Origin of the sequence: Solidesulfovibrio magneticus RS-1, assembly GCF_000010665.1 — a bacterium.
In the GTDB taxonomy this organism is placed as follows: domain Bacteria; phylum Desulfobacterota; class Desulfovibrionia; order Desulfovibrionales; family Desulfovibrionaceae; genus Solidesulfovibrio; species Solidesulfovibrio magneticus.
Genome location: NC_012796.1, coordinates 2,279,984 through 2,302,309, shown reverse-complemented (window position 1 = coordinate 2,302,309; position 22,326 = coordinate 2,279,984). Strand labels below are relative to the sequence as shown.

Genomic DNA, 22,326 nt, shown 5'->3' with positions numbered 1-22,326 from the left:
TCGCCACGGAGACACCGCCATGTCCGCCCAAAACGCCTTTGAAAGCCTGGAAACCGCCCTTTGGCCCACCTTTGCCGCCGCCTTGGCCAAAAGCCGGCACGGCGCGGATGTGGAAAAATATTTTGCCTACGCCGTGTTGGAGCTGCTCCACGGCGTCCTGGCCGACGAAGCCGGCGGCTTTGCCATCTTCTATGAGGACATCCGCCTTGATCCCGCCGCGCCGGGCGGCTGGAGCCTGGCTCCGCGCCTGGCCGGCCATCCGCCCCTGGCCGCCGCCTTGGCCGGTCCCGACCTACCGGCCGTCCTCAGCCGCCTGTCCCAGGCTGCCGCTGCCCGCCTGGCTGCGTTTCTGACGCGCCCTGCGGCAGCAACGCCCGCCCCCTTTCCCATTTGGGGGGTCTGGGGGCCTCAGGCCCCCAGCCGCCGGAGGCCTCCCCCGTCTTCTCCTGTCCCCCTCGCTACAACGAACGCGACCGATACAGAGTGACTCCCCGGCGTTCGCCCACAACCTCGAAGAGGCTGCGCAACATCGCGAGGTAGGGGCTTTTGTCGGCCGGGACGTCGTTTATGGTCGCCACGGTCAGGCGCGGCAGGGGAGAAACGCGGCGGCACAGGAGATGGACCAGGGGCGATAACGCCGCCGGCAGTCCGGGATCATCCGGGGCAAGGGCCAGACGCAGGCGCGCGCCGCCGGCTTCAATGACGGCCACGGGTCGCGGGCCGGCAAAGGCGACAAAAGCCCCCGCCGTGCGTCGCGGCAGGGCAAGAGCGGCCGGGTCCTGGCCGAACCCCCAGACGGCGGCCGGATCGTTGCCGGCAATCCACCAGGGGGCGTCACCGACAAGGCCGGCGACAAGCAAGCGCACGGCTCCGGGATCGGCGAACTGGGGGCCGGACAGGCCGGTAAAAAATTCGCCGGACACGACCTCGCCGGTCAGCTCCATGCGCCGCAGCGCCCGAAAGACGGCGGTCCAGCTCAAGGCGGCGGACTCCCGGGCCAGCATGTCGCGGCAGACCACGCCGTAGCGGGCGAGCAACAATCTGGCCCGGTCCATGGCCAGTTCCTCGACGGCCAGGGGATCATCCGGCAACAGCGGCGGGACAAGCGCTTGCCAGGAGCCGGACAGCGGCAGCGAACCGGCGAAACGCCCGGGCGGCGTGCGGCGGAAACCGCGCCGAACCGGGCCGCCGTGGGACGAGCCGGAGCGAATCGGCGCATAGGCGTCCTCGGCCGTGAAGTCGTTGGCCACGCCCCGGCGCAACACGGACAAGGCCGGGCAGGACGCCTCGCCCTTCCAGGCCGCCTGCCACAACCGCTCGGCCAGGGTCTTGGGCGGCAAGCCGGTGATGTCGAGCAGCGCCGAAAAATCATACGAAGCCCGGGGATCGGGAAACAGCCCGGCATCGGGCGCGCGCCGGGCAAAACCGGCCAGATCAAGGTCTTCAGGGCGGGCAAAAAGCACCTTCTTGGTTCCCGCGCCGAACCAGCGCAGGCCCGAGTCCTCCAGGGCGGCGTCGAGCAGGGTCGGGTCGTAGCCCAGGGCGCGGGCCGGCAAGACGTCGGCCTCCCAGGCGGCGGCGGCAAGAGGCAGACAGGCCAGACGCTCCAGGCGCTCGGCCAGGGCCGCCGCATCCTTGGCCGGTTGGGCCACGCCCTGCCAGACGGCCAGGAAATACGGCAGCTTTTCCGGCGGCAAGGCGGCCAGCGCCGGCCGCCTTGCTGCCCGGGCCAGACGCAGCAGGGTCTCGAAATTGGCCGCGTCGCACCACAAGGCTTCGTCCCGGCCGGTCACGAGGCGGCCGCTGACCACGTTCCCGGCCGCCTGCAAATCCTCAAGTACCGCTTGAAGTATTGCCGAGTCCAGGCCCAGACGCGACACCAAATCGTCCAGGGATCGCGGCCCGTAATAGCTCAGCCATTGGGCAATGAGCCCTTCCCGGACAGCGCTTTGGTCCTCGGACGCCGCCTTGGCTCGGCGCGGCGGCTTGGCCTTGGCCACCAAGGGCTGGACAAGGACCGCATCGCCGTAAACCGCCTCGGCCGCCTCGGCTGCCCGCTCCAGGGCGACGATGCCCGGCTGGGGCGGCGTGGCGAGGCGGGCCAGCTTGGGTGTCAGGGCGGCTTCCAGGGCAGCCGGGGCCAGCCCATGGTCGCGCTCCATGGCGGCGAGCATGGCCTGCCATTCGTCCCCGGGCACCACGACCCGCTCCTTGACGTATTCCAGGAGTTCGGCGGCACTCACCGGCGCGTAGCCCGGATACAACCGCTGGCGACGGGCCTCGAAAGCCTGGGCCACGGCCTCGGGCACGGCCGGCCGGTCGGGCCGGCGGGTCAGCTCGGCCACCAGATCGGGCCGCGCGCCGGTGGGGCCCGCCGCCGTGCCGGCGTCGGTCAAGTACATGTATTCGGTGACGTGCCGCCAGACGATGTCGGCGGCAAAGGGGCTTTGGGTCCGGGTGCGGACTACGGTCACGGCCATGGCCCCGGACTGGGCGGCGGCCAGAAACCCGGCCAGCCCCTGGGGATCGAAGAGATCGACCAGGCAAGTCCGCCAGGCTTCGAGGACAATGGGGAAATCGCCGTAGCCGGCCACGGCGGAAAGGAGCTTCCTGGCCCGCAGCCGGGTGATCCATAGGGGCTGGCGCTTGCCGAAGCCGTCGCGGGGCAGCAGCAGCGCCCGGCCGGCCGCCTCGCGAAAGGCAGCTCCGAACGCGCCGGAACCTTCCAGCCGGTCGCGCAGCAGCGCCGCCGCCTGCCGTGACGGCACGGCAGCCAACACCTCCAGCGGATCGACCTCGCCGGGCAAGGTGACGGCCAGGCAGTCGTTGCCGGCATAGACCGGCACGGCGTGGCCGAGCCTGGCTTCCAGGGCTGCCTCCAGGGCCAACCCCAGCGGCGCGGTGACGACCAATCCCAGGGGCGCATGCAGGATTACCTGATTGCCGGGCGCGCCGCCCGGGCCGGTGTCCGTCACCTCGATAAGCAGATGGCGGGCATGGGGCAGGGCCGCACCGGTGACGTCTTTTTGGCGGCGCAGGTAGCCGACCAGGGCTTGCGCGGCCTGGTGGTCCAGAAAATGCTCCGTGGCCAGCGCTTCGGCATAGGTTGGATCGTCCAGTCGCGCGTTGGCCTCTTCCAAAAAGGCGGCCACCAGCCCGGAAAAATGGCGGTCGCGCTGACGCGGGTCGCCGAGCCAAAAAGGAGCCGGCACGGCCCCGACCGGAGCCGGCGACACGAACACGTCAGCGTCGGTGATGCGCTCGATGCGCCAGTTCTGCGCGCCAAAGGCGAACACCTGGCCTAGCCGCGCCTCCCAGACGAACACCTCGTCGAGTTCGCCCAGGCGCGTGGCCGAATCCTGGCGGCGCAGGGCGTAATAGCCCCGGTCGGCGATGACCCCGCCCGAGGCGTACAGCCGCAAGAGCGCCCCGGCCCGGGCGCTGGCCGTGCCGTCCAGGGCGTCGATGGCGACAAGGGGGGAGAGTTCGCGCAGGCGCGTGGCGGCGTAGCGCCCGGCCAACATGCCCAGGGTCAGATCGAAAGCGGCCCGGGAAAGGTCACGGTAAGCGTAGATGCGGCGCACGGCGTCGAAAAGCGCGTCCACGTTCCAGGTCTCGACCCCGAGCATAGCTACCAGCACCTGGGCCAGGACATCCAGCGGCGCATCGACCAGCCGCAGGGGTTCGATGTCGCGGCCGGCCGCCGCTCGGGCCATGACCGCCGCTTCCAGCAGATCTTTTTCCGAAGTGGGCAAGAACACCGCCCGACTCACCTCGCCCACGCCGTGCCCGGAGCGGCCAATGCGCTGCACCGCCGCGCTCACCGTGGGCGGGCACTCGATGAGCAAGACCTCGTCCACCGAACCGATGTCGATGCCCAGCTCCAGGGAATGGGTAGCCACCACGGCCTTGAGCTCGCCGGCCTTGAGGCGAGTTTCCACGGCCAGGCGCAGCTCCTTGGACAGCGAACCATGGTGGGCGTGGGCCAGCGGCGTTTCCCGGTCGGCGTTGAGCAGCCGGGCCAGTTTTTCGCACAGCTTGCGGTTGTTGACGAAACACAGCGTGGTGCGGTTGGCCGCAATACGGCGGCGGATGCGTCCGGCCACGATGGCAAGGAAGGAATCCCTGGAGCCTTCGCGCTCACTCCAGTCCGGGTACTCCACCCGCACGTTCATGACCTTGGCCGCCCGGCTCTCCACCACGGCCACGGGCCGGGGAGCCAGGACGCCGTCCGGGCCGGGAGCCAGCCCGCCCACGAACCGGGCCGCCTCAGCCAAGGGGGATACCGTGGCCGACAGGGCCACCCGCTGGAATTCGCCGGCCAAAAGCGCCAGCCGCTCCACGGCGGCCATGAGAAACACCCCCCGTTTGGAGCCGGCCACGGCGTGGACTTCATCCAGGATGACCAGCCGCACCGCCCCGAGCATCCCCCGGCCGCCCTTAGAACTGAGCAGGAGATTCAAGGATTCCGGCGTGGTGATGAGGATTTCCGGCGGCTGGCGCAACATGCGCCGCCGGGCATCGGCCGGGGTGTCGCCGGTGCGCAGTTCGGCCCGGATGCGGGGAAACTCCCGGCCGGCGGCGGCGAAGGCCTGGCGAAGGCCCGAAAGCGGCCGGGCCAGGTTGGCCCGGATGTCGCCGCCAAGGGCTTTTAGCGGCGAAACATAGACCACGCTGGTCTGGCCGACCGGCCACCGGCCGCAGGCCAAGGCGTCCAGGGCGGCCAGAAAGGCGGTGAGCGTCTTGCCCGAGCCGGTAGGGGCCACGGCCAACACATGCTCGCCAGCGGCGATGCGCGGCCAGGCCAGGGACTGGATGTCCGTGGGCCGGCCGACCTGGGCCGTAAACCATTCAACAGTCAGCGGATGAAACGGCAACGCTGCCTCCGGCGGCCAGGAGAGGCGCTGCCTCTGCCTTACCCTCTCCGCCGGGGGCCTGAGGCCCCCGGACCCCCCGCATAGACAACAAGCCCGCTTTGCCCCCGCAGGAACAACGCGGGCTTGGTCGTCAGCTTCGCGGCCTTGCCCCGAATAGGGTGAACAAACGGCCGCCCGCTAGGCCAGCATGTCGGCCATGTTGTAGAGCTTGCCGGGCTTTTGCTTGACAATCCAGGTGGCGGCCCGCAGCGCGCCCTGGGCCAGGGTGTCGCGGGTATGGACCCGGTGGGTCACTTCGATGCGCTCGCCCGGGCCGAAGAAATAGACGGTGTGGTCGCCCACCACGTCGCCGCCACGAAGGGCGGCGACGCCGATCTCGTCGCTGGTGCGCGGGCCGATGATGCCGTCGCGGGCGTGGCGCTTGACCGTGTCGTAGTCCAGGCCCCGGGCCTCGGCCAGGCACTGACCGAGCTTGATGGCCGTGCCGCTGGGGGCGTCGGCCTTTTTGCCGTGGTGGATTTCCATCACTTCCATGTTGTAGGCCGGGCCGAGCTTGCGCACCAGATCAGGCAGCACGGCCAAAAGGACGTTGAGGCCCACGCTCATGTTGGGGGCAAAAAACAGCGCCGTTTTCTTGGCCGCTTCGGCCAGTTCGGCGGTCTGCTCGGCAGAAAGGCCGGTGGTGCCGATGACGCACGGGTTGCCCGAAGCGGCCACGGTCCGGGCCACATGCACGGAATTCTCCGGGGAGGTGAAGTCGATGACCACCGCGCCCGGGCATTTGGCCAGCACCGTGGCCAGATCGTCGCCGATCTCGCAGTGCAAATTGGCCAGCCCGGCGGTGCAGCCCGCCCGCTCCAAAGCCCCGACCAGCCGGAACGTGGCCGGTTCGGCCTGGATCAACCGCACGAAGGTCGCGCCCATGCGCCCCAAAGCCCCCATCACCACAACATCGCACACGCTCATGTCCGCGCTCCCGTCGGTTATATGGTGTCAGCGCCGCGTATCACGCCGCTTGCATAACAAATGCTTCGTTTTGTGCCGTCAGAAACGCGTTACTAGCAGATGCGCGGCAGCTGCTCGCCTTCGAGCATCCCCAGCAGCCGCTTGCCGCCCAGGGGCGTGACCAGGGCCACCTTGCCCGGATGGTCGGAAACCACCCGGCCGATGACCTTGGCCCCGGCCCCCAGCGGATCGGCCGTGATTGTGGCCAGGGCGGCCTGGGCCTTTGCCTCGGGCACAATACACAAAAATTTGCCCTCGTTGGCAAGATAGAGCGGATCAAGGCCCAGCACGGCGCAGCCGCCGGCCACGGCCGGATGGATCGGAATGTCGGCCTGGGTCAGTTCGATGCCGACGTCGGACTGGCCGGCGATCTCGTTGAGCGTGGTGGCCAGCCCGCCGCGCGTGGGATCGCGCAGCACATGCACGCCCGGCACGGCGGCGAGCAGTTTGCCCACGATGCCGGCCAGGGAGGCGCTGTCGCTGACCACCGGGGCCTCGAAGGACAGGCCTTCGCGGGTGGAGAGGATGGCCAGCCCGTGGTCGCCCATGGAACCCGAGACGATGACCACGTCGCCCACGGCCGCCCGGTGGCCGCTGGGAGCCGGATCGACCATGATTTCGCCCACGCCGGTGGTGTTGATAAAGATCTTGTCCGCCGCGCCCCGGGGCACCACCTTGGTGTCGCCGGCCACGATGCGCACCCCGGCGTCGCGCGCGGCTTGCCCCATGGAAGCGACGATTTTCGCCAGATCGTCCATGGGCAGACCTTCTTCCAGGATGAAGCCGCAGGTCAGATACAGCGGACGCGCGCCCATCATGGCCACGTCGTTGACCGTGCCGTGGACGGCCAGGGAACCGATGTCGCCGCCCGGAAAAAAGATCGGGTCCACCACGAAGCTGTCGGTGCTCATGGCCACCGGGCCGGTGAGGGACAGCACGGCCGCGTCGTCCATGCGGGCCAGGATGTCGTTGCCGAGATATTTGAAGAACAGATCGGCCACGAACCGGTGCGAAGCCCGGCCGCCGCTGCCGTAATCAAGCAAAACCTTGTCCATGCCCCATCCCTGTGTGTGATCGATGCCAATACTCCACCCCCTTTTCCCCATATGGGGGGTCTGGGGGCCTCAAGCCCCCAGCCGCCGGAGGCATCTTCATCTTCCTCTTACAACTCCAACCGATATTTGTGGTAAGCGGCGCAGCCGCCTTCGGTGGAGACCATGCATGGCCCCACGGGCGTGGCCGGGGTGCAGGCCTTGTCGAAAAGCGGGCATTCGTTGGGGGCCCTCTTGCCTTTGAGCACCTCGCCGCAGCGGCAGCCGGCCAAGGGCGGCACGTCGGGCAGGCTGACTCCGGGCAGGCGCAGAGCGTCGAAGTCGGCGAACTCCTCGCGAATGTCCAGGCCGCTGCCCGGCAAAACGCCAAGGCCGCGCCACAGGGCATCGACGGGGATGAACACCTCGTCCATGACCGCCCGGGCCACGGGATTGCCGTCGTGGGCCACCACGCGGGTGTAGGCGTTGACCACGGCCGGCCGGCCGGAGGCGCGCATGGCCGTGATTTCGAGCAGCGCCGACAGGATGTCCAGGGGTTCAAAACCGGTGACCACAGCCGGCAGCCCGTGCTTTTCGGCTAAAAAGCCGTAAGGGGCCGCGCCGATGATGGCCGAGACGTGGCCGGGCAGAATAAACGCGTCGATGTTGATGTCCGGGTCGGCGACCAGAGCGGCCAGGGCCGGCGGCACCAGCTTGTGGAAGCTCAGCACCCGGAAGTTTTTGAGATTCTGCTCCCGGGCCAGCCGGATGGTGGCGGCCACGGCCGGGGCGGTGGTCTCGAAGCCGACGCCGAGAAAAATCGTGGTGCGCCCGGGGTTGGCGGCGGCCACGGCCAGGGCGTCCACGGGCGAATAGACCACCTCGACCCGCGCGCCGTCGGCCTGGGCCGTCTTGAGGTTTTTGCCCTTGGGGCCGGGCACGCGCATGAGGTCGCCGAAGGTGGCCAGCACGATGTCGTCGCGGGTGGCCAAGTCCAGGAAACAAGCCACTTCGGATTCGTGGGTGACGCAGACCGGGCAGCCCGGGCCGGTCACGTGGGTGATGGTCTGGGGCAGCAGGCTACGCAGCCCGGACTGGAAGATGGAAACGGTATGGGTGCCGCAGACTTCCATGAACCGGTAGGGGGTGTCGGCTTCTTTCTGCAAACGCTCCAGCAGCGCCCGGCACAGGGCCGGGTCCTTGAAGGCCTCAAAGGAGTTCAAGGTTGAGTCCTTCCTGGAAAAGCTTGATGGTCTCGATGGCGTCTTCCCGGTCCAGGCGACGGATGGCGAAGCCAGCGTGGACGATGACGTAGTCGCCGACAGCCGGGGCCGCGTCGATGAGTTCCAGGCGCACCTGGCGGGTGACGCCGCCGATTTCCACGTCGGCGATCTTGTCATGGATGGCGGTGATTTCCATGGGAACGGCAAGGCACATGAGGACCTCCGGGTCTGGCGGTTGGCGGCAGGCGGATTGGCCAGCGCGTCCGAAAGATATGCGCATGGGCGCGGCGCTTGTCAAAAGGCCGGCGGACTAGGCGCCGCCGATCTCCTCCACGGCCACGGCCCTGAAGCATTTGGGCGGAATGAATTCCTGGTGCACGGCCAGCCGGGCCTTGGACACGGCCTTGTCGGCGTCGGTTGCTTCCACGTCCACTTCGCCGGACACGGGTTTTTCCACCTTGGTGCGAAAGGCCACTTCGTACCGGCCGGGCTCGATCTGACGAATGGTCAGGGGCTCGAAGTGGAAATAGGGCTCGTCGAGACGTTCGTCCGGGTGGACCATGGCCTGGACGGCCAGCATGGCCTGGCCTTTGCTCGAGGCGGCCACGGTCTCGGTCCCTTCCAGGCCGTAGAGAAGCCTCGTCTCGTAGCGGATGCGGAATTTCTTCATTATGGTTCCCTGCCGGCGCGTATGCCTCACGTCGGCCTTTGCTTTTTTAAGCAGGGTTGGTATCAGAACCGAGGCCGGGAGCGAACCGTTTTTTTTCGCCCGCTTCCGGCTGCATTTCCATGTCCGACAGCACCAGCAAGCCTCTTTTTGCCGCTCCCGAGGCGGATTTTCCCCCGACCGAAGCCGTGGCCCTGCCGCTCGTGGCCGAGTTGCCGCCGGTCGATGCCGTCCCCACCGACGCCCAGTGCCGCTTGCTGTGGGACGCCTACGGCATGTTGCCCAACATCCGAGCCCACAGCGAACTGGTGGCCTGTCTGGCCACGGCCCTGGCCGAACTGGCCCGGGCGGCGGGATTGGCCGTGGACGTGACCGCGGTGCGGGCGGCCGCTCTGCTCCACGATCTGGCCAAGACCTACACCATCCGCCACGGCGGCAACCACTGCCAGCTCGGGGCGGCCTGGGTGCAGGAGATCACCGGCAATCCGGCCCTGGCCCAGGGGGTGCTGTGCCATGTCCACTGGCCGCGCGAGATTGATCTCGCCGTCGATTTCTTGCCGCTGGCCCTCATTTATAGCGACAAACGGGTCAAGCACAACCAGATCGTGACCCTGGAAGCGCGCTTTGAGGATCTGCTGGTGCGCTACGGAACCACCGAGTACATCCGGGGCCGCATCCGCGAATCCTTCCAACAGGCCGAAGCCATTGAACGGGCCCTGGCCGCAACGCTTGGCATAGACATCCATGAAAATACTTTTGGTTGCGGGCGGCTGGTCGAGTGAGCGGGCCGTTTCGCTCTCCGGCGCGGTCCAGATCGAAAAAGCCCTGACGTCCCTTGGCCACGAGGTCGTGCCCTATGACCTCTCCCACGATTTCCCCGGCTTTGTGCGACGGGCCAAGGCCTGCGACTTCGTGTTTCTCAGCCTCCACGGCGCGCCGGGCGAGGACGGACTGCCCCAGGCGCTTCTGGACGCCGCCGGCGTGCCCTATCAGGGCAGCGGCCCGGCCGGTTCGTTTCTTGCGCTGAACAAGGCCGCCTCCAAGCAGCTTTTCCTCGAGGCCTGCCTGCCCACGCCGCGCTGGACGTTCGTGCCCCGCGACGCCGGCACGAGCGCGCGCCCGGATTTCCCCCTGCCCTGGTTCGTCAAGCCCAACCTCGGCGGATCGAGTATCCACATGACCCTGGTGCGCCGGGCCGAGGAGCTGCCGGCCGCCCTGGAAAAAGTCTTTGCCCACGGCGACGACGCGCTGATTGAGGAAGGGCTTTCCGGTCCGGAACTCACCTGCGCCGTCCTGGGCGACGAAGCCTTGCCGCCCATACTCATCCGGCCCAAGGCCGGGGAGTTTTTTGATTACGCCAGCAAGTACGAGCCGGACGCGGCCGACGAGATCTGCCCGGCCCCAGTGGAACCAGCCGTGACCGAAGAACTTTCGCGCCTGAGTCTGGCCGCCCACCGGGTTCTCGGGCTTTGCGGCTACAGCCGGGCGGATTTCATCCTGGCCCCGGAGGGCCTGAGGCTCCTGGAGGTCAACACCCTGCCCGGCATGACGCCGACGAGCCTTTTGCCGCGCGCGGCGGCAACGGCGGGCCTGAGCTTCGCCGATCTTATCGCGCGCCTGATCGAACTTGGCCTTGCGCAGCAAGCCAAGAGGCCTTAAGTGAGCGCTGCACCCGGGGATGCCCGGCCCTTTACGCCGGCCCCTTTCCGATATACCCTGCCGCCGGCCGCAAGTTGCGGTCCTTAGCGAACACGTCCGGAGACACGCATGAAAGCCATTTTGGCCCTCGAAGACGGCACCCTTTTCCACGGCCACACTTTTACCGGCGAGGGCAGCGCCGGCGGCGAAGTCATCTTCAACACCGGCATGACCGGCTACCAGGAAGTCCTCACCGATCCGTCCTACACCGGGCAGATGGTGTGCATGACCTATCCCCACGTCGGCAACTACGGCATCAACCCCGAGGACATCGAATCGGCCCACATCCGCGTGGCCGGCTTCATCGTCAAGGAATGCTGCAAGGAGCCCTCCAACTGGCGCTCCACCATGACCCTGCCCGAATACCTGACCAGCCAGGGTATCACGGGCATCGAAGGCATCGACACCCGGGCGCTGACCCGTCACCTGCGCCTGCATGGAGCCATGCGGGGCTACATTTCCACCGACGTGTCCGATCCCCAACGCGTGGTCGGGCTGGCCAAGGGCCTGCCGTCCATGGAAGGCCTGGGCCTGGCCGACCGGGTCTGCTGCGACGCGCCGTTCACCTGGTCCGGCACGGCCATGGAGCCGGCCAAGATCGTGGACGGGACCTACGCCTGGCCCGGAACCGGCCCCAGGCTGGTGGTCTTCGACATGGGCATCAAGTGGAACATCCTGCGGCTTCTGACCGCCCAGGGCTTCGACATGCTGGTGGTGCCCTACACCACCACGGCCGAACAGGTGCGCAAGCTCGGCCCCGACGCGGTCTTTCTCTCCCCCGGCCCGGGCGACCCGGCGGCCCTGACCGATCTGGTCCATACCACGTCGCTTCTGGTCAACGAATACCCCCTGGCCGGCATCTGCCTGGGCCATCAGCTCCTGGGTCTGGCCCTTGGCGGGCGCACCTTCAAGCTCAAGTTTGGCCACCACGGGCTTAACCATCCGGTCAAGGATCTCCAGACCGGCCGTATCGAGATATCCTCGCAAAACCACGGTTTTTGCGTGGACATCGAGAGCCTGTCCGACGTAGAGTTGACTCACGTCAATTTAAACGACAACACCCTTGAGGGCTTTGCCCACAAGAAGAAACCCGTCATCGCCATTCAGTACCACCCTGAGGCGGCGCCGGGTCCCCATGACAGCCGGTATTTCTTCAGCCGCTTCCGCAATCTGGTGCGCAAGGAAACGGGCAAATAAGCACGGGCGCCACAGCGCCGGGGTAGCATGTCAGGTGAACTGACCAAAGCTCGGGCCCAGATCAACAAGGTCGGGACGTTCCTCAAGCAGGCCAAGCCCCTGCCGGCCGTCTCGGCCTTGTACGAAGCCATCGCGGCGGTCATGCGAACGCCGCTTATCCGTTCGGAAAAAGAAGAGTTTTCCAAGCTTATCACCGACGCGGTCCTGCACCTTAACGGCGACAGGAATCTGCGCACCATCTATCCCCTCATCCTCGATTACAAGCCCGGCGCGGAAAAAGAGCTGGCAGACCAGCTCTTCAATGTCCTTGGCGAACTGCAAGCCACGGCTGTGGAAGCGGCCAAGGACATTATCGCCGACAAGGAACAGCGCATTGCCGAGGGTCTGGCCCAAGGCAAGCTCCTTATCGAGGAAAAGCGCATCGACGAGGCCAAGGCGCTGCTGGAAAAGCTCGCCCGGGAACATCCCCATGACGCCGATCTGCGCGCCCGCATCGCTGAGCTTTTCATCGGCGGCGAACTCTACGAAGAAGCGTTTTCCTACCTCGACGAAGCCATCGAGCTTTCGCCCGACCAGATCCATCACTACAACCGCATCGCCATTGTCCTTCGCAAGCTACGCAAGTACGACATCGCTGAACGCTATTTCATGCGGGCGGCGGAGTTCGCCAAGTCCGACCCCAACCTCTATTTCAACCTGGGCCGGCTCTATGTCGACTGGGAACGCTGGGACAAGGCCGAAAAATCGTCACGTCTGGCCCTGCGCCTGTCGCCGGAATTCGTCGAGGCCAGAAAACTCCTCAACTATGCCCTCAAGAAGCAAGGCAAGGAGCCCGAAACCGCCTGAACCGGCGAGCCTGGGCATCTGCCCGGCCACCCTCCTTTGGCTTGCAAAACGACAAGACGGCGCACCGTCAAACGGCGCGCCGTCTTTTCACACCAAAGCGACGACCTTGGTCGGGGCGCTAACTGGAGCCATTGGCTGAGGTGGGAGCACCGCCTCGGCTGCAGCCGCTTTTCCCAGGCTGCACAACCCATCTTCCCCCGTTGCCGTTTTGGTGTCGGTGGCCTTAGCCTCTCGGCCGCCGGCCTTGAGCGCCAACCTCGACTACTTTACCTTCCCAGCCGGCAGAGAGCGCATCCACGCCGCCCCCCTTTGAAGCATTGTTCCAATTGCAGGGGGCCGGGGGGATCATCCCCTCGGCTGCCGGAGCAATTTTCTTTTTGTTTCCAGGCTATTCCCTGGGCGTAAGACGCAGGACGACGAGTTCGGACGCGCCCCAGCTCGGGGCCAGGCGTTCCAGTTCGGTCCGGGGCAGTTGCACGACAATGGGTTTTTTGGAGGCGTCCAGCCAGGCCAGCACGGCCAGCATGGCCGCTTCGTTCATGGCCGTGCAGCCGACCGTCGGCGCGCCGGGCCGCCGCCACAGATGGAAGAAAATGCACGAACCGGCTCCGGGCTTGGTGTCCGGCGCATTGTGGTCCACCATGAGGCCGTAGCGGTACAGGCCGTCGGGGCGCAGCATCCGGTCGGGCGAGGACCAATCCACGGCCGGGACGGTGTTTTCGTCCACAATACGATTGTACCAGCGGGAACTTATGCTCTCCACGCACACCGTCTGGTCGGTGACCCGGTGCATGGGCATCTTGGCCGGCTGCCACAGGTCTTCGGGGCGGTAGGCGAAGGCCGTACCAAAGGCAAACACACCGGCCGGCGAACGGCCGTCGCCCTCCACCTTGACCGGTCCCGGCCCAAGAGGCGTTTGCCCGTGCACCCCCCGGCCCCAGGCCAGGCCGTTTTTGCCGAGAGTAACGGCCACGTCGTCGCCCACCGGCCGCCAAGAGCCAGGCCCCGAGCGTTCGAAGCGGCGCATACGGGCTTGATTGTCGTCAAAGCTTTCGGTCACCACCAGCACGAGTTGGCGGGAGCCGTCCAGGGGCGATTTACCTGCCTGGATGGTCGCAGCTTGGCCGCTGCGCCCGGCGGCCGCCGGGGTTGTGGGGCCGGCCGTGCGGCAGGCAGGCAGACAAACGAGCAACAGGAGACCGAGCAGCAAAAGCCTAAACGAGCGAACCATGGCCATCTCCAAGTAAGAGGTCAAAACGGCATGACACGCTGAGTCTAACTCACCGTAAGGCTTTATGGGAAGCATTTCGGAAAATGTCGTTGGGCGAATCCACGTTCTGGTGATTCGCGTCGTCTTGACATGTTCCCTGGCTATGGCATGGTGCATAGACAGTTGAATATGTTGGCGCAATCCCCCGCAAAAGCCCCGCACGCAACGGGCGCAAAGCTGAAAGAATCGGGGTTTTTTGCCGTACCCTGATTCACATCACCCCGTCCGGGTCAGACCGGGGCCGGCCGCGCCCCATTGGCCCCAGGCTTTGGAGAAAACACATGATCGCATGGGACGAATCTTTGGCCGTGGGCGTGACGGAAATCGACGAACAGCACCAAGCCATCATCCGCCTCATCAATGATCTGGCCGCCAGACAGGGACAGGCCGAGGAAGCCGACGCCGCCAAGGCCCTGGCCTTTTTGCGCGCCTATCTCCACGACCACTTCGACCTCGAAACCGAACTCATGCTTGATCTTGGCTACCCCGAACTCGACGCCCACCGCCAGCAGCATGAACTCTTCGCCAACCATGTCATCTTTTTCGAGATCGAAAAGGAATTCGGCGTGGTCAGCGAACAAATGCTGGCCGACATCCTGGTCTTTCTCAAGGAGTGGTTCATCAGCCACATCACCCAGGAAGACAAGGCGCTTGGCGAATTCGTGCGCGTTCAGGCCATGTCCGGGTAGCGGGAGGGAAGAAATGCCTCCGGCGGCCGGGGGGATGATCCCCCCGGACCCCTGCAATGAAAGAAGGGGGTTCAAGGGGACGGGCGCAGATTGACGCTCTGCTCGGCGCAGAAGGCAAGAAGCCGTCGATCAAGGCCGAAGCAGCCGCAGTCTGTTCACAATAACACGGCCCCGGTTCGCTGCCGCGAACCGGGGCCGTGTTTCGTCCGGTAAAGGGGCGCGTCAGAACCAGCGTTTCTTGACGAAAACCGCGCTCAGAGCAAAAGCAAAGGCCAACGAGGCCAGGACGATGTAGACAAAGGCCTGAGGTTCGTCCTGCAGCGGCAGCTTGACGTTCATGCCAAACAGGCCGGCCAGGATGTTGGGGATCATGAGAATGATGGTGAAGCAGGTCAAAAACTTCATGGTGACGTTCAAATTATTGGAAACGATGGAAGCAAAAGCGTCCATGAGGCCGCTTAAAATATCGGTGTAGATCTTGGTCATGCTGATGGCCTGCTTGTTTTCAATGAGCGCGTCTTCGAGCAGGTCCCGCTCGTCCTCGTCCAGGGCGATGATTTTTCGTCGCAAGAGCGTCTTCATAATGAGGTTGTTGGATTGCAGCGAGGTGATGAAGTAGACGAGGCTTTTTTCGATGTTGACGAGGCCAATGAGCTCCTCGTTTCGCGAGGACTTGTGCAACTCCTGCTCGATGAGATTGGTCAGGCGGTTGATCTCCCGCAGATCGGCCAGGAACTGCAGCGCGTTTCGCTGCAAGAGCTGAATGACGAACCGGCCGGGCCGCTCCGGGGTGCACTGCTTGGCCAGGCCATCGACGAAATGGCGCGTCAGCTCGTTTTCCACCTTGGACACCGTCACCACATGATCCCCGGCGACGATGACGCCCTGGGCAACGGTGGCGAAGGGCACGCCGCCCGAGGTCTCGTCGTGGCGCACCGGCACGCGCAGCACCAGCAGCAGCACGCCGTCCTCCTGCTCAATGCGCGACCGTTCGTCCACGTCCAGGGGATCGGTCAGGAAATCCAGCGGCACGCCGAGTTCCCGGACGATGTACTGGATCTCGTCCTCGCTCGGATCGACCATGTGAATCCAGCATTTCCGCGTCACGCTGTCGACGATCTGCGGCTTGCCGGCCTCGCCGATGAAACACTGCATCATGATGCGGACTCCTTGGAATCAAGAAACAGGGACAGGGGCGGCATCGTCCATGGGAATGCGCTCCGCCACACTGCGGAAGCTTTGGGATCAGGCCAGGGAAACGAGCAGCTCGGCCACCTTGCGGCTGTCGGCCTGGCCGGAATCGTCGGACCGGGCCAGCGGCACGTCCACCACTTCCACGCCCAGGCGGCGGATGGCCGGGATGTCCAGGCCGCCGTCGTAGCGCCCTCCCCGGCTGTCCACGAAGACGAAGCGCAGCAGGTCCTCGCGGCGGCAGGCCTTGGCGCAGCCGGCTTCCAGGGCGTCCAGGAGCCGGCGCGTCTGGTCGGCCACGGTCAGGCCCTGCTGTTCGGGATCGTGCCCGAGATTGGGGATGTAGACCTTGGGACAATCGGCGGCGGCCACGGCGTCGCCCACGCCCTGGGGGAGCAGGTTGGCCATGAGGCTCGAATAGAAGCTGCCGTAGGGAAAGCAGATGACCTCGGCCTGACGGATGAGCTTGTCGGTCTTGTCGCGGATGCGCACGCTGGCCGGGGTCGGGTCGTCGAGGCTGGCGGTCAGCCACAGGGACTCGATGGGCGCGTCGATGGGCGCGGCTTCCTTGCCGGTCATGTTGTGCTGACCAATGAGCACCCGACCGTCGGCCAGGCGGCAGGCCAGGTGCAGGTCGGCGTTGACGATGGGCCGCACCACGCCCCGGGCCTCGACCAGCTGCATAAAGAGGTAGATGACCGGGTCGAGCATCCGGTTGTAGTTGAAATAGCCGCCGGCCAGGATGCAGTTGCCGATGCTGGCCCCGCGCAGGTCGAAATCCTTGGGACGGCGTTCGTTGAAAAAGCGCAGATGGGTGCGGATGATCTTGCGCAGGGGATCGGGCACCCGGCGGATGAGCGGGTCTTCGCCGTTCATGATCCGTACGAGCTTAGCCGCCAGTTCGTCCTGGGGCGCGTCCTTGGGCAGGCGGTGGGCAAAAAGCTCGAACACGGCCGGATTGCCGGTGATGCTGCGGTCGGCCAGGGCCATGATGCGGTTTCGCAGATCGCCCACGGCCGGCATCCCGAAGGCCTTGCGCAGCACGGCCGAGGAACCGCCGGAATCAAAGGGCGTGATCAAGTGGATGGAATTGGCGGTGTATTCAATCAGCGTGGTACTGAGGTCGCGAAGCGCCGTGCCGCCGCTGAAAAAGAGCACGCGCGGTCCCAGTTCCGGAGCGCGGCGGAAAAGCGCCGCCCGGGACGGATCGGGCAGGCGCACGGTGCGGGCGATGCGCGCCCGGGGCGATGGCTTGGCGTCTGGCACGTCGGTTCCTTCAATAGCGTCGAGGCTCGGTACAGGCAATGTCGTCATGGCCGACCTTCGTCGGCGCGCCAGAGGATGTCCTGGCACAACTGGGCCGCGTGGGAAACGTCCGTGCCGCCTAAGAGCGCCAGCACCGGCAGTTCTCCCAGGGCGGCGAGATAGGCGGCCGGATCGGCCGGGCGCGGACCGGCCAGAAACAGCACGCCTAGGTCCTTGGTGATGGCCGGGACCAGTTCGGGCGCGGCTGCCAACGTGGTCCAGCGCGCGTCCACGGGGCCGCCGCCGCGTTTCCAGCACAGCACGATCAGGGCGTGAAGCCCGGCCCGAAGGCGCACCCGCCCCGGCCCGAAACACGTCTCAATGGGGGCGTCATGTTTGGATTCAAGCCCCCATAGCGCATCAGGCGGCAAGGCGGCATAAGCGGCCCGCTCGGCCGGGTCAAGAAGCCCATGCAGGCGGTCGTTGCCCAGGATCGTTCCGGGGTTGACCCGGGGCGGCCGGGCTACGCCGCAACACCCGAAGCCGTTGGGTTCGGAGGTAACGAACAAGCGGTCGTTGGTGACGAAATCCGCGCCGCGCCGCACCAGTTCCAAAGCCAGGGTGGTCTTGCCCGCGCCGGCCAGCCCGGCCAGGGCCAGGGCGGCCTCTCCCCGAGCCACGGCGGCGGCATGGAGCAGCGCCGCGCCCCGGGCCAGTTCCCGATCGGCCAGCCGGGCGTTGACGGCGTTGATCACTTGCTGGGGCCAGGCGGCACAGGGGCCGAAAATCCAGTTGCCGGCCGCACCGAAGACGAGCAGCAGCCCGGTACGGCGCTTGCGCACCAGGCGGCCGTCGGGCAGATCGGCATACTCTTCCTTGCCGCCCTCGGACTCGTGGGGGACAAAGGTCAGGTCAAGCTCTGGGCTGGGGCCGTCCACGGCCTTGACAACCAGATCGGGCTGGCCGCCGTCGCCCGGAAAGGCGGCGAAATGGCGGCTCAGGGCTTGGGCCAGGGGCAAACTGTTGGTCTGTACGCGAAGCCGCGTTCCGCCCGGCATGACGTCCACGACATGGGGCACGGTAGCGCGGCTGGCGGCGATGACGTCGGCGCAGGCGGCCGTCATGGGCAAAGGCTCCAAAGGACGGGCCGAGACTAGCGGGGCTGGCATTTCTGGCTCAGGATGACGCCCTTGACGATAAAGACCAGGATCTCGCCGAGGTTGGCGGCGTGTCCGGCCATACGCTCGAAACTGCGGCAGGCGAGAATGGCCCGCACCCCGTCCTCGGGCGCGGCCTGGCAGCGCGAAAGCGCCTCGGTGATGCAGCGCATGGCGGCCACGGCCAGTTCCCTGGCCCGCTCGTCCAGACGGCAGACGTCCATGGCCGCGTCCACGTCATCCTCGACAAAGGACCGCGAGGCCAGGGCCAACATGCCGGCCACATGGTCGGAAAGCTCCATGAGCGCGCCGTCGCAGTCGCCCGGAAGCCCGGCCCCGACCAACGCGCCCTCGGCGATGTTGACGGCTTCATCGCCCAGGCGTTCGAGGTTGATGACGGCCCGGGCGTAGCCGACGATGCGGCGCAAGTCCAGGGCGACCGGCTGCTCCAGGGCCAACAGCTTGAGGCAGGCCTCGTCGATGTCGCAGGCCTGCTGGTTGATGGCCTTGTCGCCTTCGATGATCTGGCGGGCCAAGGTCTGGTCGTTTTGGCGATAGGCGGCCACCGCGCCCTGGCGGGCCGTTTCGACCAGCACGGAAAGGGCGATGACACGGCCCTTGAGGGCATCGAGTTCGGCGTGAAAATGGGCTCTGCTTTCCATGAAATGGCTCCCGAAGGCTTGGCGTTGTTTCTGGCGGGGCGACCTATGGCGCGCCTGCGGCATCAGCCGAAACGGCCGGTCACGTAGTCTTCGGTCTGCTGATTGGCCGGACGGGTGAAAATGGCTTCGGTAGGGCCGACTTCCACGAGCTTGCCCATGTAGAAAAAGGCGGTGAGGTCCGAGACCCGAGCCGCCTGCTGCATGCTGTGGGTGACGATGGCGATGGTGTAGTTGCGCTTGAGCTCGGCAATGAGCTCCTCGATCTTCTGGGTGGCAATGGGGTCCAAGGCCGAGGCCGGCTCGTCCATGAGCAGCACTTCCGGCTCCAGGGCCACGGCCCGGGCAATGCACAACCGCTGCTGCTGGCCGCCGGAAAGGCCCAGGGCCGAATCATGAAGCCGGTCCTTGACTTCGGTGAAAAGCCCGGCCGCGACCAGGCTCTTTTCCACCTGGCTCGAAATGTAGTTGCGATCGGTCACGCCGCCGACGCGAAGGCCATAAGCCACATTCTCGAAAATGGTCTTGGGGAAGGGGTTGGGCTTTTGAAAGACCATGCCCACCTTGCGCCGCAGCTCCACCACGTCGAGGCTGGGCACATTGACCTTGACCCCGTCGAGGAGCACCGCGCCTTCGGTGCGCGTGCCGGCGATGAGGTCGTTCATGCGATTGAGGCACCGCAAAAAGGTCGATTTGCCGCAGCCGGACGGGCCAATGAGCGCTGTGACCCGGCGCTCGGGGATTTCCAGATTGATGCTCTCAAGAGCCTTGAACCGACCGTAGTAGAAGTCGAGGTCCACCGCGGCCATTTTGACGCTGTGTTGCATGGGGCGAGCCGTCCTTGGGCGTTTGTGCCGGCCGGGGCGGCATCGCGCCCGGCCTGATCCGGTATGCCCGCCGCCCATGACGAACAGGCCATGGCTTTATGGCAAACCGGTGACAAAGGCCGCCTGCGTGACGAAACGGTTCAAACCCGCGCGCCAAGGGGAGCGCGGCGGTCGCGCACGTAGGAGTTGCCGGCCCGGGTCTTGGCGAATTTCTTGACTTCCGCCACCCGCTGGCTGAACTCCTCGGCGCTGAAAGGTATCTCGAAAGCGCAGTCCACGATGCCCATGGACAGCGACACCAGGGGGAACATCCCGGGCGCGCCGTCGCGGGACTTGCCGGCGATGGCTCCGCGTCGGCGGTCTTCGGGGCTGTAGTGGTCGCCGATGGCCCCGGCAAAGGCCTCGATGGCCCGCTGGCACAGGCCTTCGGCCTCTTCTCGCGGGGTGATGCACACGAAATCGTCGCCCCCCACGTGGCCCAGAAAACAGTCCGGCCGGCCGCGCAGAGCTTCGGCCAGCACCCTGGCCGTGAGCAGAATCACCTTGTCGCCGTTGGAAAAACCGTAAGCGTCGTTGTAGACCTTGAAATTGTCGAGATCGACGTAGACGCAGCTGGCCGGCCCGCCGAGCTTGGCCCGACGCCCCACTTCCAGTTCGATGGCCATGTTGCCGGGCAGGCCGGACAAGGGATTAAGCCCCTTGGCCAGCTCCACCTGCACCTGGGCCAGGGAGTCGAGCATCTTTTGCACCGAGACCGTGCCGACTAAAAGCCCGGTCCCGTCCACCACCACGATATCGTCATAGACCATGGCCGGGTCGCGGTTCATGGCCTGCCGGGCCACGGCTTCCACGGCCTGGGCGGCCTCGGCGACAAGGGGCTTGGGGTTCATGATGCGGGTGACGGATTTGTGGCCAAAAAGGGAATTGCCGTAACGGGAGCTGAGCCGGCGATCCAGATGGTAGTTCATGAGAATGCCCACCGGCCGGCCGGCGGCGGCCACCACCACGTTGGTCATGGGCGGCCGGTCGGCCAAGAGCCCGCGCACCTCGTCCACGGTAGTGTCCTCGGCCACGGTGAGGCAGGCCTCGGCCAGATTGCCAATGGGGGCCGAGGATTGCCAGCCGCCGCCGCCCAGGATGTCGAAGTTCGCCTTGGGCGGCAATTCGGCCACCTGCTCCAGCTTGGGACAGGCCGGCTGGCCGAAATGCGGCCCCAGGGCGGCATGAACGCCCATGGAGGCCACCGTGGACAGGGCCAGTTCCGAGGCGATGCCGGCCACGGCCAGACGCGCGCCGATTTTTTCCGACAAAAGCGCCAGGGTTTCGAGCATCACCCGCTTAAAGGGATTGGCTTCCACGGCCTCGGCCAGGCCCGGACAGGTCTTGATCCAGTCGGGCCGGGCCCGGGAAAGCAGCAGCAGGTTGGACGCCCCGCCGCCCACGTCGTCGGCGGCCAGGGCAAACCCGGCGGCCCGGTGGGGTTCCAGGCGTTCAAACAGGCAGGACAGGTCGCCCAGGACGTTTTTCTCGGAAACGCACAGCACCACGTCGGCCGGGGACAGGCCCAGGCGCTCCAAATCGGCGGCGAGCCTGGGCGCGGCAAAAGCCGGATCGTCGAGGCTGGCATGGCGGATGGGCAAAAAGAGCTTTTGACGGTCGCCAAGCAGCCCCAGGCGGGACAGGGCCAGTTCCCGGAAAAGCCGGTCCAGCCCCGCTTCCTCGCCGCAGGTGGCGGCAAAGGCCCAGAGCTGGCCGACGGCGGCGAAAGGGCCGTCGGCTTCGCCCCGAAGCGAGGCTTCCCAGCCCAGCACCCCGCCGCCGGCCAGATCGACCAGGGGCTGGTAGCGCACGTCGCATTCCCGGGCGGCAATGAGGCGCTCAAAGGCCTGGTGCAGACGGCGCCGTTCGTCGTCAAAGCCGTGCTTGCCCAGGCACTGGGCCTGGCACAAGGCCCGCAACAGCTGGCGCGGCCCGGCTCCGGCGGCGGCGTCCAGGCGGGCGTAGCCGACCTCCACGACCAACCGGCGGCCGGCCAGGCGCGTGAGACGCTCGGACAACGGCCCGGCCAGGGCGGCCCGGAAGGCGGCGAAGAACCCGAGAACCGCGCCGGGCTCGCGGCAGCCTGGCCCCTGGGCAAAAACACAGGTCTGGGAGGCGACCCCGGTTTCCTGAAACCGCAGCGCCCGGCAGCCTGGAAAATGGCGGGCAAAGCCTTCCCGCACACCCTCGGCCAACAGGCGCAAAATCTCGCAACCGGTTTCCAGATCAATCTCGGGCAGAAGGCTGGCGAAATCGGCGATGGCCGCCGTCACCAGGCCCATTTCCCCGTCAGCGGCCAAAAGGCCGTCGCACAGGCCCGGCCCGTCGTCCGGACCGGACCCCAAAGGTCCCGGACGGGAGCGCAACGCCCCTTTGACGTAGGGCGGATGGTCATTGTTCCATTCCATGGGGACTCCCCTGAGCCGGGGCCGGGACAGGCGAGGACCGCCTATCCGGCGTGGCGGGACTGAAGCATCGACAGGAGCAATTCCGCCAGTTCCTCCCGCGAGGAGGCCCCGGCCGCGAGCAGACCGTAGCGACGGGCCAGATCCCGCTGCCCCAGGGACAACAGCACCTCACGGCCCTGGCGCACGAAATCGCGCCGTTCGGCTTCGCCTATTCCAGACGGTTCCCGCCGTGGTTCCATGGATGCACCATGGGACAGGCAGACGGCCGCGACAAGCGACATTTCCGTGACAATAGCC

20 protein-coding genes are annotated in these 22,326 nt (G+C 66.5%); 6 read left to right on the top strand and 14 right to left on the bottom strand.

Translation table 11 applies throughout. From position 1 onward, the window contains the following. Positions 1–19 precede the first annotated feature (19 nt). Positions 20–487, top strand: a complete 468-nt coding sequence (locus DMR_RS24905; protein ID WP_052278983.1) for a hypothetical protein — start codon at positions 20–22, stop codon at positions 485–487. On the opposite strand, the gene DMR_RS09645 is transcribed toward DMR_RS24905, so the two are convergent. From DMR_RS09645 to DMR_RS09620, 6 genes are all read right to left on the bottom strand, one after another. Further along, positions 459–4,877 carry a DEAD/DEAH box helicase gene (locus DMR_RS09645; RefSeq protein WP_015860722.1) on the bottom strand — a complete coding sequence of 1,473 codons (4,419 nt, stop codon included), beginning with the start codon at positions 4,875–4,877 and terminating at the stop codon, positions 459–461. The genes DMR_RS24905 and DMR_RS09645 overlap by 29 nt on opposite strands. A gap of 177 nt (positions 4,878–5,054) precedes the next feature. Beyond that, positions 5,055–5,843: a 4-hydroxy-tetrahydrodipicolinate reductase gene (dapB, locus tag DMR_RS09640; RefSeq protein ID WP_015860721.1), complete on the bottom strand. Its 789-nt coding sequence runs from the start codon at positions 5,841–5,843 to the stop codon at positions 5,055–5,057. 92 nt (positions 5,844–5,935) lie between these two features. After that, on the bottom strand, positions 5,936–6,937 hold the full coding sequence (gene hypE, locus DMR_RS09635) for a hydrogenase expression/formation protein HypE (protein WP_043600419.1): 1,002 nt from the start codon (positions 6,935–6,937) through the stop codon (positions 5,936–5,938). Between the two features lie 107 nt (positions 6,938–7,044). Then, positions 7,045–8,136, bottom strand: coding sequence for a hydrogenase formation protein HypD (gene hypD, locus DMR_RS09630; protein ID WP_015860719.1), 1,092 nt, complete (start codon positions 8,134–8,136; stop codon positions 7,045–7,047). Beyond that, on the bottom strand, positions 8,123–8,350 hold the full coding sequence (locus tag DMR_RS09625; RefSeq protein ID WP_015860718.1) for a HypC/HybG/HupF family hydrogenase formation chaperone: 228 nt from the start codon (positions 8,348–8,350) through the stop codon (positions 8,123–8,125). The genes hypD and DMR_RS09625 overlap by 14 nt, the downstream gene beginning before the upstream one ends. A 96-nt stretch (positions 8,351–8,446) precedes the next feature. Next, positions 8,447–8,806: a hypothetical protein gene (locus DMR_RS09620; RefSeq protein WP_015860717.1), complete on the bottom strand. Its 360-nt coding sequence runs from the start codon at positions 8,804–8,806 to the stop codon at positions 8,447–8,449. Positions 8,807–8,925: 119 nt separating this feature from the next. Between DMR_RS09620 and DMR_RS09615 the strand changes: the two genes are divergently transcribed. The 4 genes from DMR_RS09615 to DMR_RS09600 all read left to right on the top strand — a co-directional run bounded on the left by DMR_RS09615 (position 8,926) and on the right by DMR_RS09600 (position 12,544). Continuing rightward, on the top strand, positions 8,926–9,585 hold the full coding sequence (locus DMR_RS09615; protein ID WP_015860716.1) for an HDIG domain-containing metalloprotein: 660 nt from the start codon (positions 8,926–8,928) through the stop codon (positions 9,583–9,585). Beyond that, positions 9,548–10,462: a D-alanine--D-alanine ligase family protein gene (locus tag DMR_RS09610; protein WP_015860715.1), complete on the top strand. Its 915-nt coding sequence runs from the start codon at positions 9,548–9,550 to the stop codon at positions 10,460–10,462. Before DMR_RS09615 ends, DMR_RS09610 begins: the two co-directional genes overlap by 38 nt. A 108-nt stretch (positions 10,463–10,570) precedes the next feature. Continuing rightward, positions 10,571–11,698: a glutamine-hydrolyzing carbamoyl-phosphate synthase small subunit gene (carA, locus tag DMR_RS09605; protein ID WP_015860714.1), complete on the top strand. Its 1,128-nt coding sequence runs from the start codon at positions 10,571–10,573 to the stop codon at positions 11,696–11,698. Positions 11,699–11,725: 27 nt separating this feature from the next. Beyond that, on the top strand, positions 11,726–12,544 hold the full coding sequence (locus tag DMR_RS09600) for a tetratricopeptide repeat protein (protein ID WP_015860713.1): 819 nt from the start codon (positions 11,726–11,728) through the stop codon (positions 12,542–12,544). A gap of 388 nt (positions 12,545–12,932) precedes the next feature. Here the strand turns inward: DMR_RS09600 and DMR_RS09595 are convergent, their stop codons facing one another. Then, complete coding sequence (locus DMR_RS09595) at positions 12,933–13,775, bottom strand: L,D-transpeptidase family protein (RefSeq protein WP_043600418.1); 843 nt, start codon at positions 13,773–13,775, stop codon at positions 12,933–12,935. A gap of 320 nt (positions 13,776–14,095) precedes the next feature. Between DMR_RS09595 and DMR_RS09590 the strand changes: the two genes are divergently transcribed. Beyond that, positions 14,096–14,503 (top strand): bacteriohemerythrin, encoded by a 408-nt coding sequence (locus DMR_RS09590; protein WP_015860711.1) that lies wholly within the window; start codon positions 14,096–14,098, stop codon positions 14,501–14,503. Positions 14,504–14,725: 222 nt separating this feature from the next. On the opposite strand, the gene DMR_RS09585 is transcribed toward DMR_RS09590, so the two are convergent. From DMR_RS09585 to DMR_RS09555, 7 genes are all read right to left on the bottom strand, one after another. After that, positions 14,726–15,661, bottom strand: a complete 936-nt coding sequence (locus DMR_RS09585; protein ID WP_015860710.1) for a magnesium transporter CorA family protein — start codon at positions 15,659–15,661, stop codon at positions 14,726–14,728. An 87-nt stretch (positions 15,662–15,748) separates the two neighbouring features. Further along, on the bottom strand, positions 15,749–17,008 hold the full coding sequence (locus tag DMR_RS09580) for a GAK system CofD-like protein (protein WP_148208400.1): 1,260 nt from the start codon (positions 17,006–17,008) through the stop codon (positions 15,749–15,751). After that, on the bottom strand, positions 17,005–18,063 hold the full coding sequence (locus tag DMR_RS09575; protein WP_043600414.1) for an HprK-related kinase B: 1,059 nt from the start codon (positions 18,061–18,063) through the stop codon (positions 17,005–17,007). Before DMR_RS09575 ends, DMR_RS09580 begins: the two co-directional genes overlap by 4 nt. A gap of 29 nt (positions 18,064–18,092) precedes the next feature. Then, on the bottom strand, positions 18,093–18,758 hold the full coding sequence (gene phoU, locus DMR_RS09570; protein ID WP_015860707.1) for a phosphate signaling complex protein PhoU: 666 nt from the start codon (positions 18,756–18,758) through the stop codon (positions 18,093–18,095). A gap of 62 nt (positions 18,759–18,820) precedes the next feature. Then, entirely contained in the window at positions 18,821–19,582 is a 762-nt protein-coding gene (gene pstB / locus DMR_RS09565) for a phosphate ABC transporter ATP-binding protein PstB (protein WP_015860706.1), read from the bottom strand. A gap of 140 nt (positions 19,583–19,722) precedes the next feature. Beyond that, the gene (locus DMR_RS09560) at positions 19,723–22,029 is read right to left on the bottom strand and encodes a GGDEF domain-containing protein (RefSeq protein WP_015860705.1); all 2,307 of its coding nucleotides are present in this window, start codon (positions 22,027–22,029) and stop codon (positions 19,723–19,725) included. A gap of 41 nt (positions 22,030–22,070) precedes the next feature. Beyond that, a complete protein-coding gene (locus DMR_RS09555; RefSeq protein WP_015860704.1) occupies positions 22,071–22,268 on the bottom strand; it encodes a hypothetical protein in 198 nt (65 codons plus the stop codon). Positions 22,269–22,326: the final 58 nt, after the last annotated feature.

Coding starts and splice junctions, on each gene's coding strand:
- DMR_RS24905 (WP_052278983.1), top strand. CDS start 20: ATGTCCGCCCAAAACGCCTTTGAAAGCCTGGAAACCGCCCTTTGGCCC.
- dapB (WP_015860721.1), bottom strand. CDS start 5,843: ATGAGCGTGTGCGATGTTGTGGTGATGGGGGCTTTGGGGCGCATGGGC.
- hypE (WP_043600419.1), bottom strand. CDS start 6,937: ATGGACAAGGTTTTGCTTGATTACGGCAGCGGCGGCCGGGCTTCGCAC.
- DMR_RS09625 (WP_015860718.1), bottom strand. CDS start 8,350: ATGTGCCTTGCCGTTCCCATGGAAATCACCGCCATCCATGACAAGATC.
- DMR_RS09620 (WP_015860717.1), bottom strand. CDS start 8,806: ATGAAGAAATTCCGCATCCGCTACGAGACGAGGCTTCTCTACGGCCTG.
- DMR_RS09615 (WP_015860716.1), top strand. CDS start 8,926: ATGTCCGACAGCACCAGCAAGCCTCTTTTTGCCGCTCCCGAGGCGGAT.
- DMR_RS09610 (WP_015860715.1), top strand. CDS start 9,548: ATGAAAATACTTTTGGTTGCGGGCGGCTGGTCGAGTGAGCGGGCCGTT.
- carA (WP_015860714.1), top strand. CDS start 10,571: ATGAAAGCCATTTTGGCCCTCGAAGACGGCACCCTTTTCCACGGCCAC.
- DMR_RS09600 (WP_015860713.1), top strand. CDS start 11,726: ATGTCAGGTGAACTGACCAAAGCTCGGGCCCAGATCAACAAGGTCGGG.
- DMR_RS09595 (WP_043600418.1), bottom strand. CDS start 13,775: ATGGTTCGCTCGTTTAGGCTTTTGCTGCTCGGTCTCCTGTTGCTCGTT.
- DMR_RS09590 (WP_015860711.1), top strand. CDS start 14,096: ATGATCGCATGGGACGAATCTTTGGCCGTGGGCGTGACGGAAATCGAC.
- DMR_RS09585 (WP_015860710.1), bottom strand. CDS start 15,661: ATGATGCAGTGTTTCATCGGCGAGGCCGGCAAGCCGCAGATCGTCGAC.
- DMR_RS09580 (WP_148208400.1), bottom strand. CDS start 17,008: ATGACGACATTGCCTGTACCGAGCCTCGACGCTATTGAAGGAACCGAC.
- DMR_RS09575 (WP_043600414.1), bottom strand. CDS start 18,063: ATGACGGCCGCCTGCGCCGACGTCATCGCCGCCAGCCGCGCTACCGTG.
- phoU (WP_015860707.1), bottom strand. CDS start 18,758: ATGGAAAGCAGAGCCCATTTTCACGCCGAACTCGATGCCCTCAAGGGC.
- pstB (WP_015860706.1), bottom strand. CDS start 19,582: ATGCAACACAGCGTCAAAATGGCCGCGGTGGACCTCGACTTCTACTAC.
- DMR_RS09560 (WP_015860705.1), bottom strand. CDS start 22,029: ATGGAATGGAACAATGACCATCCGCCCTACGTCAAAGGGGCGTTGCGC.
- DMR_RS09555 (WP_015860704.1), bottom strand. CDS start 22,268: ATGGAACCACGGCGGGAACCGTCTGGAATAGGCGAAGCCGAACGGCGC.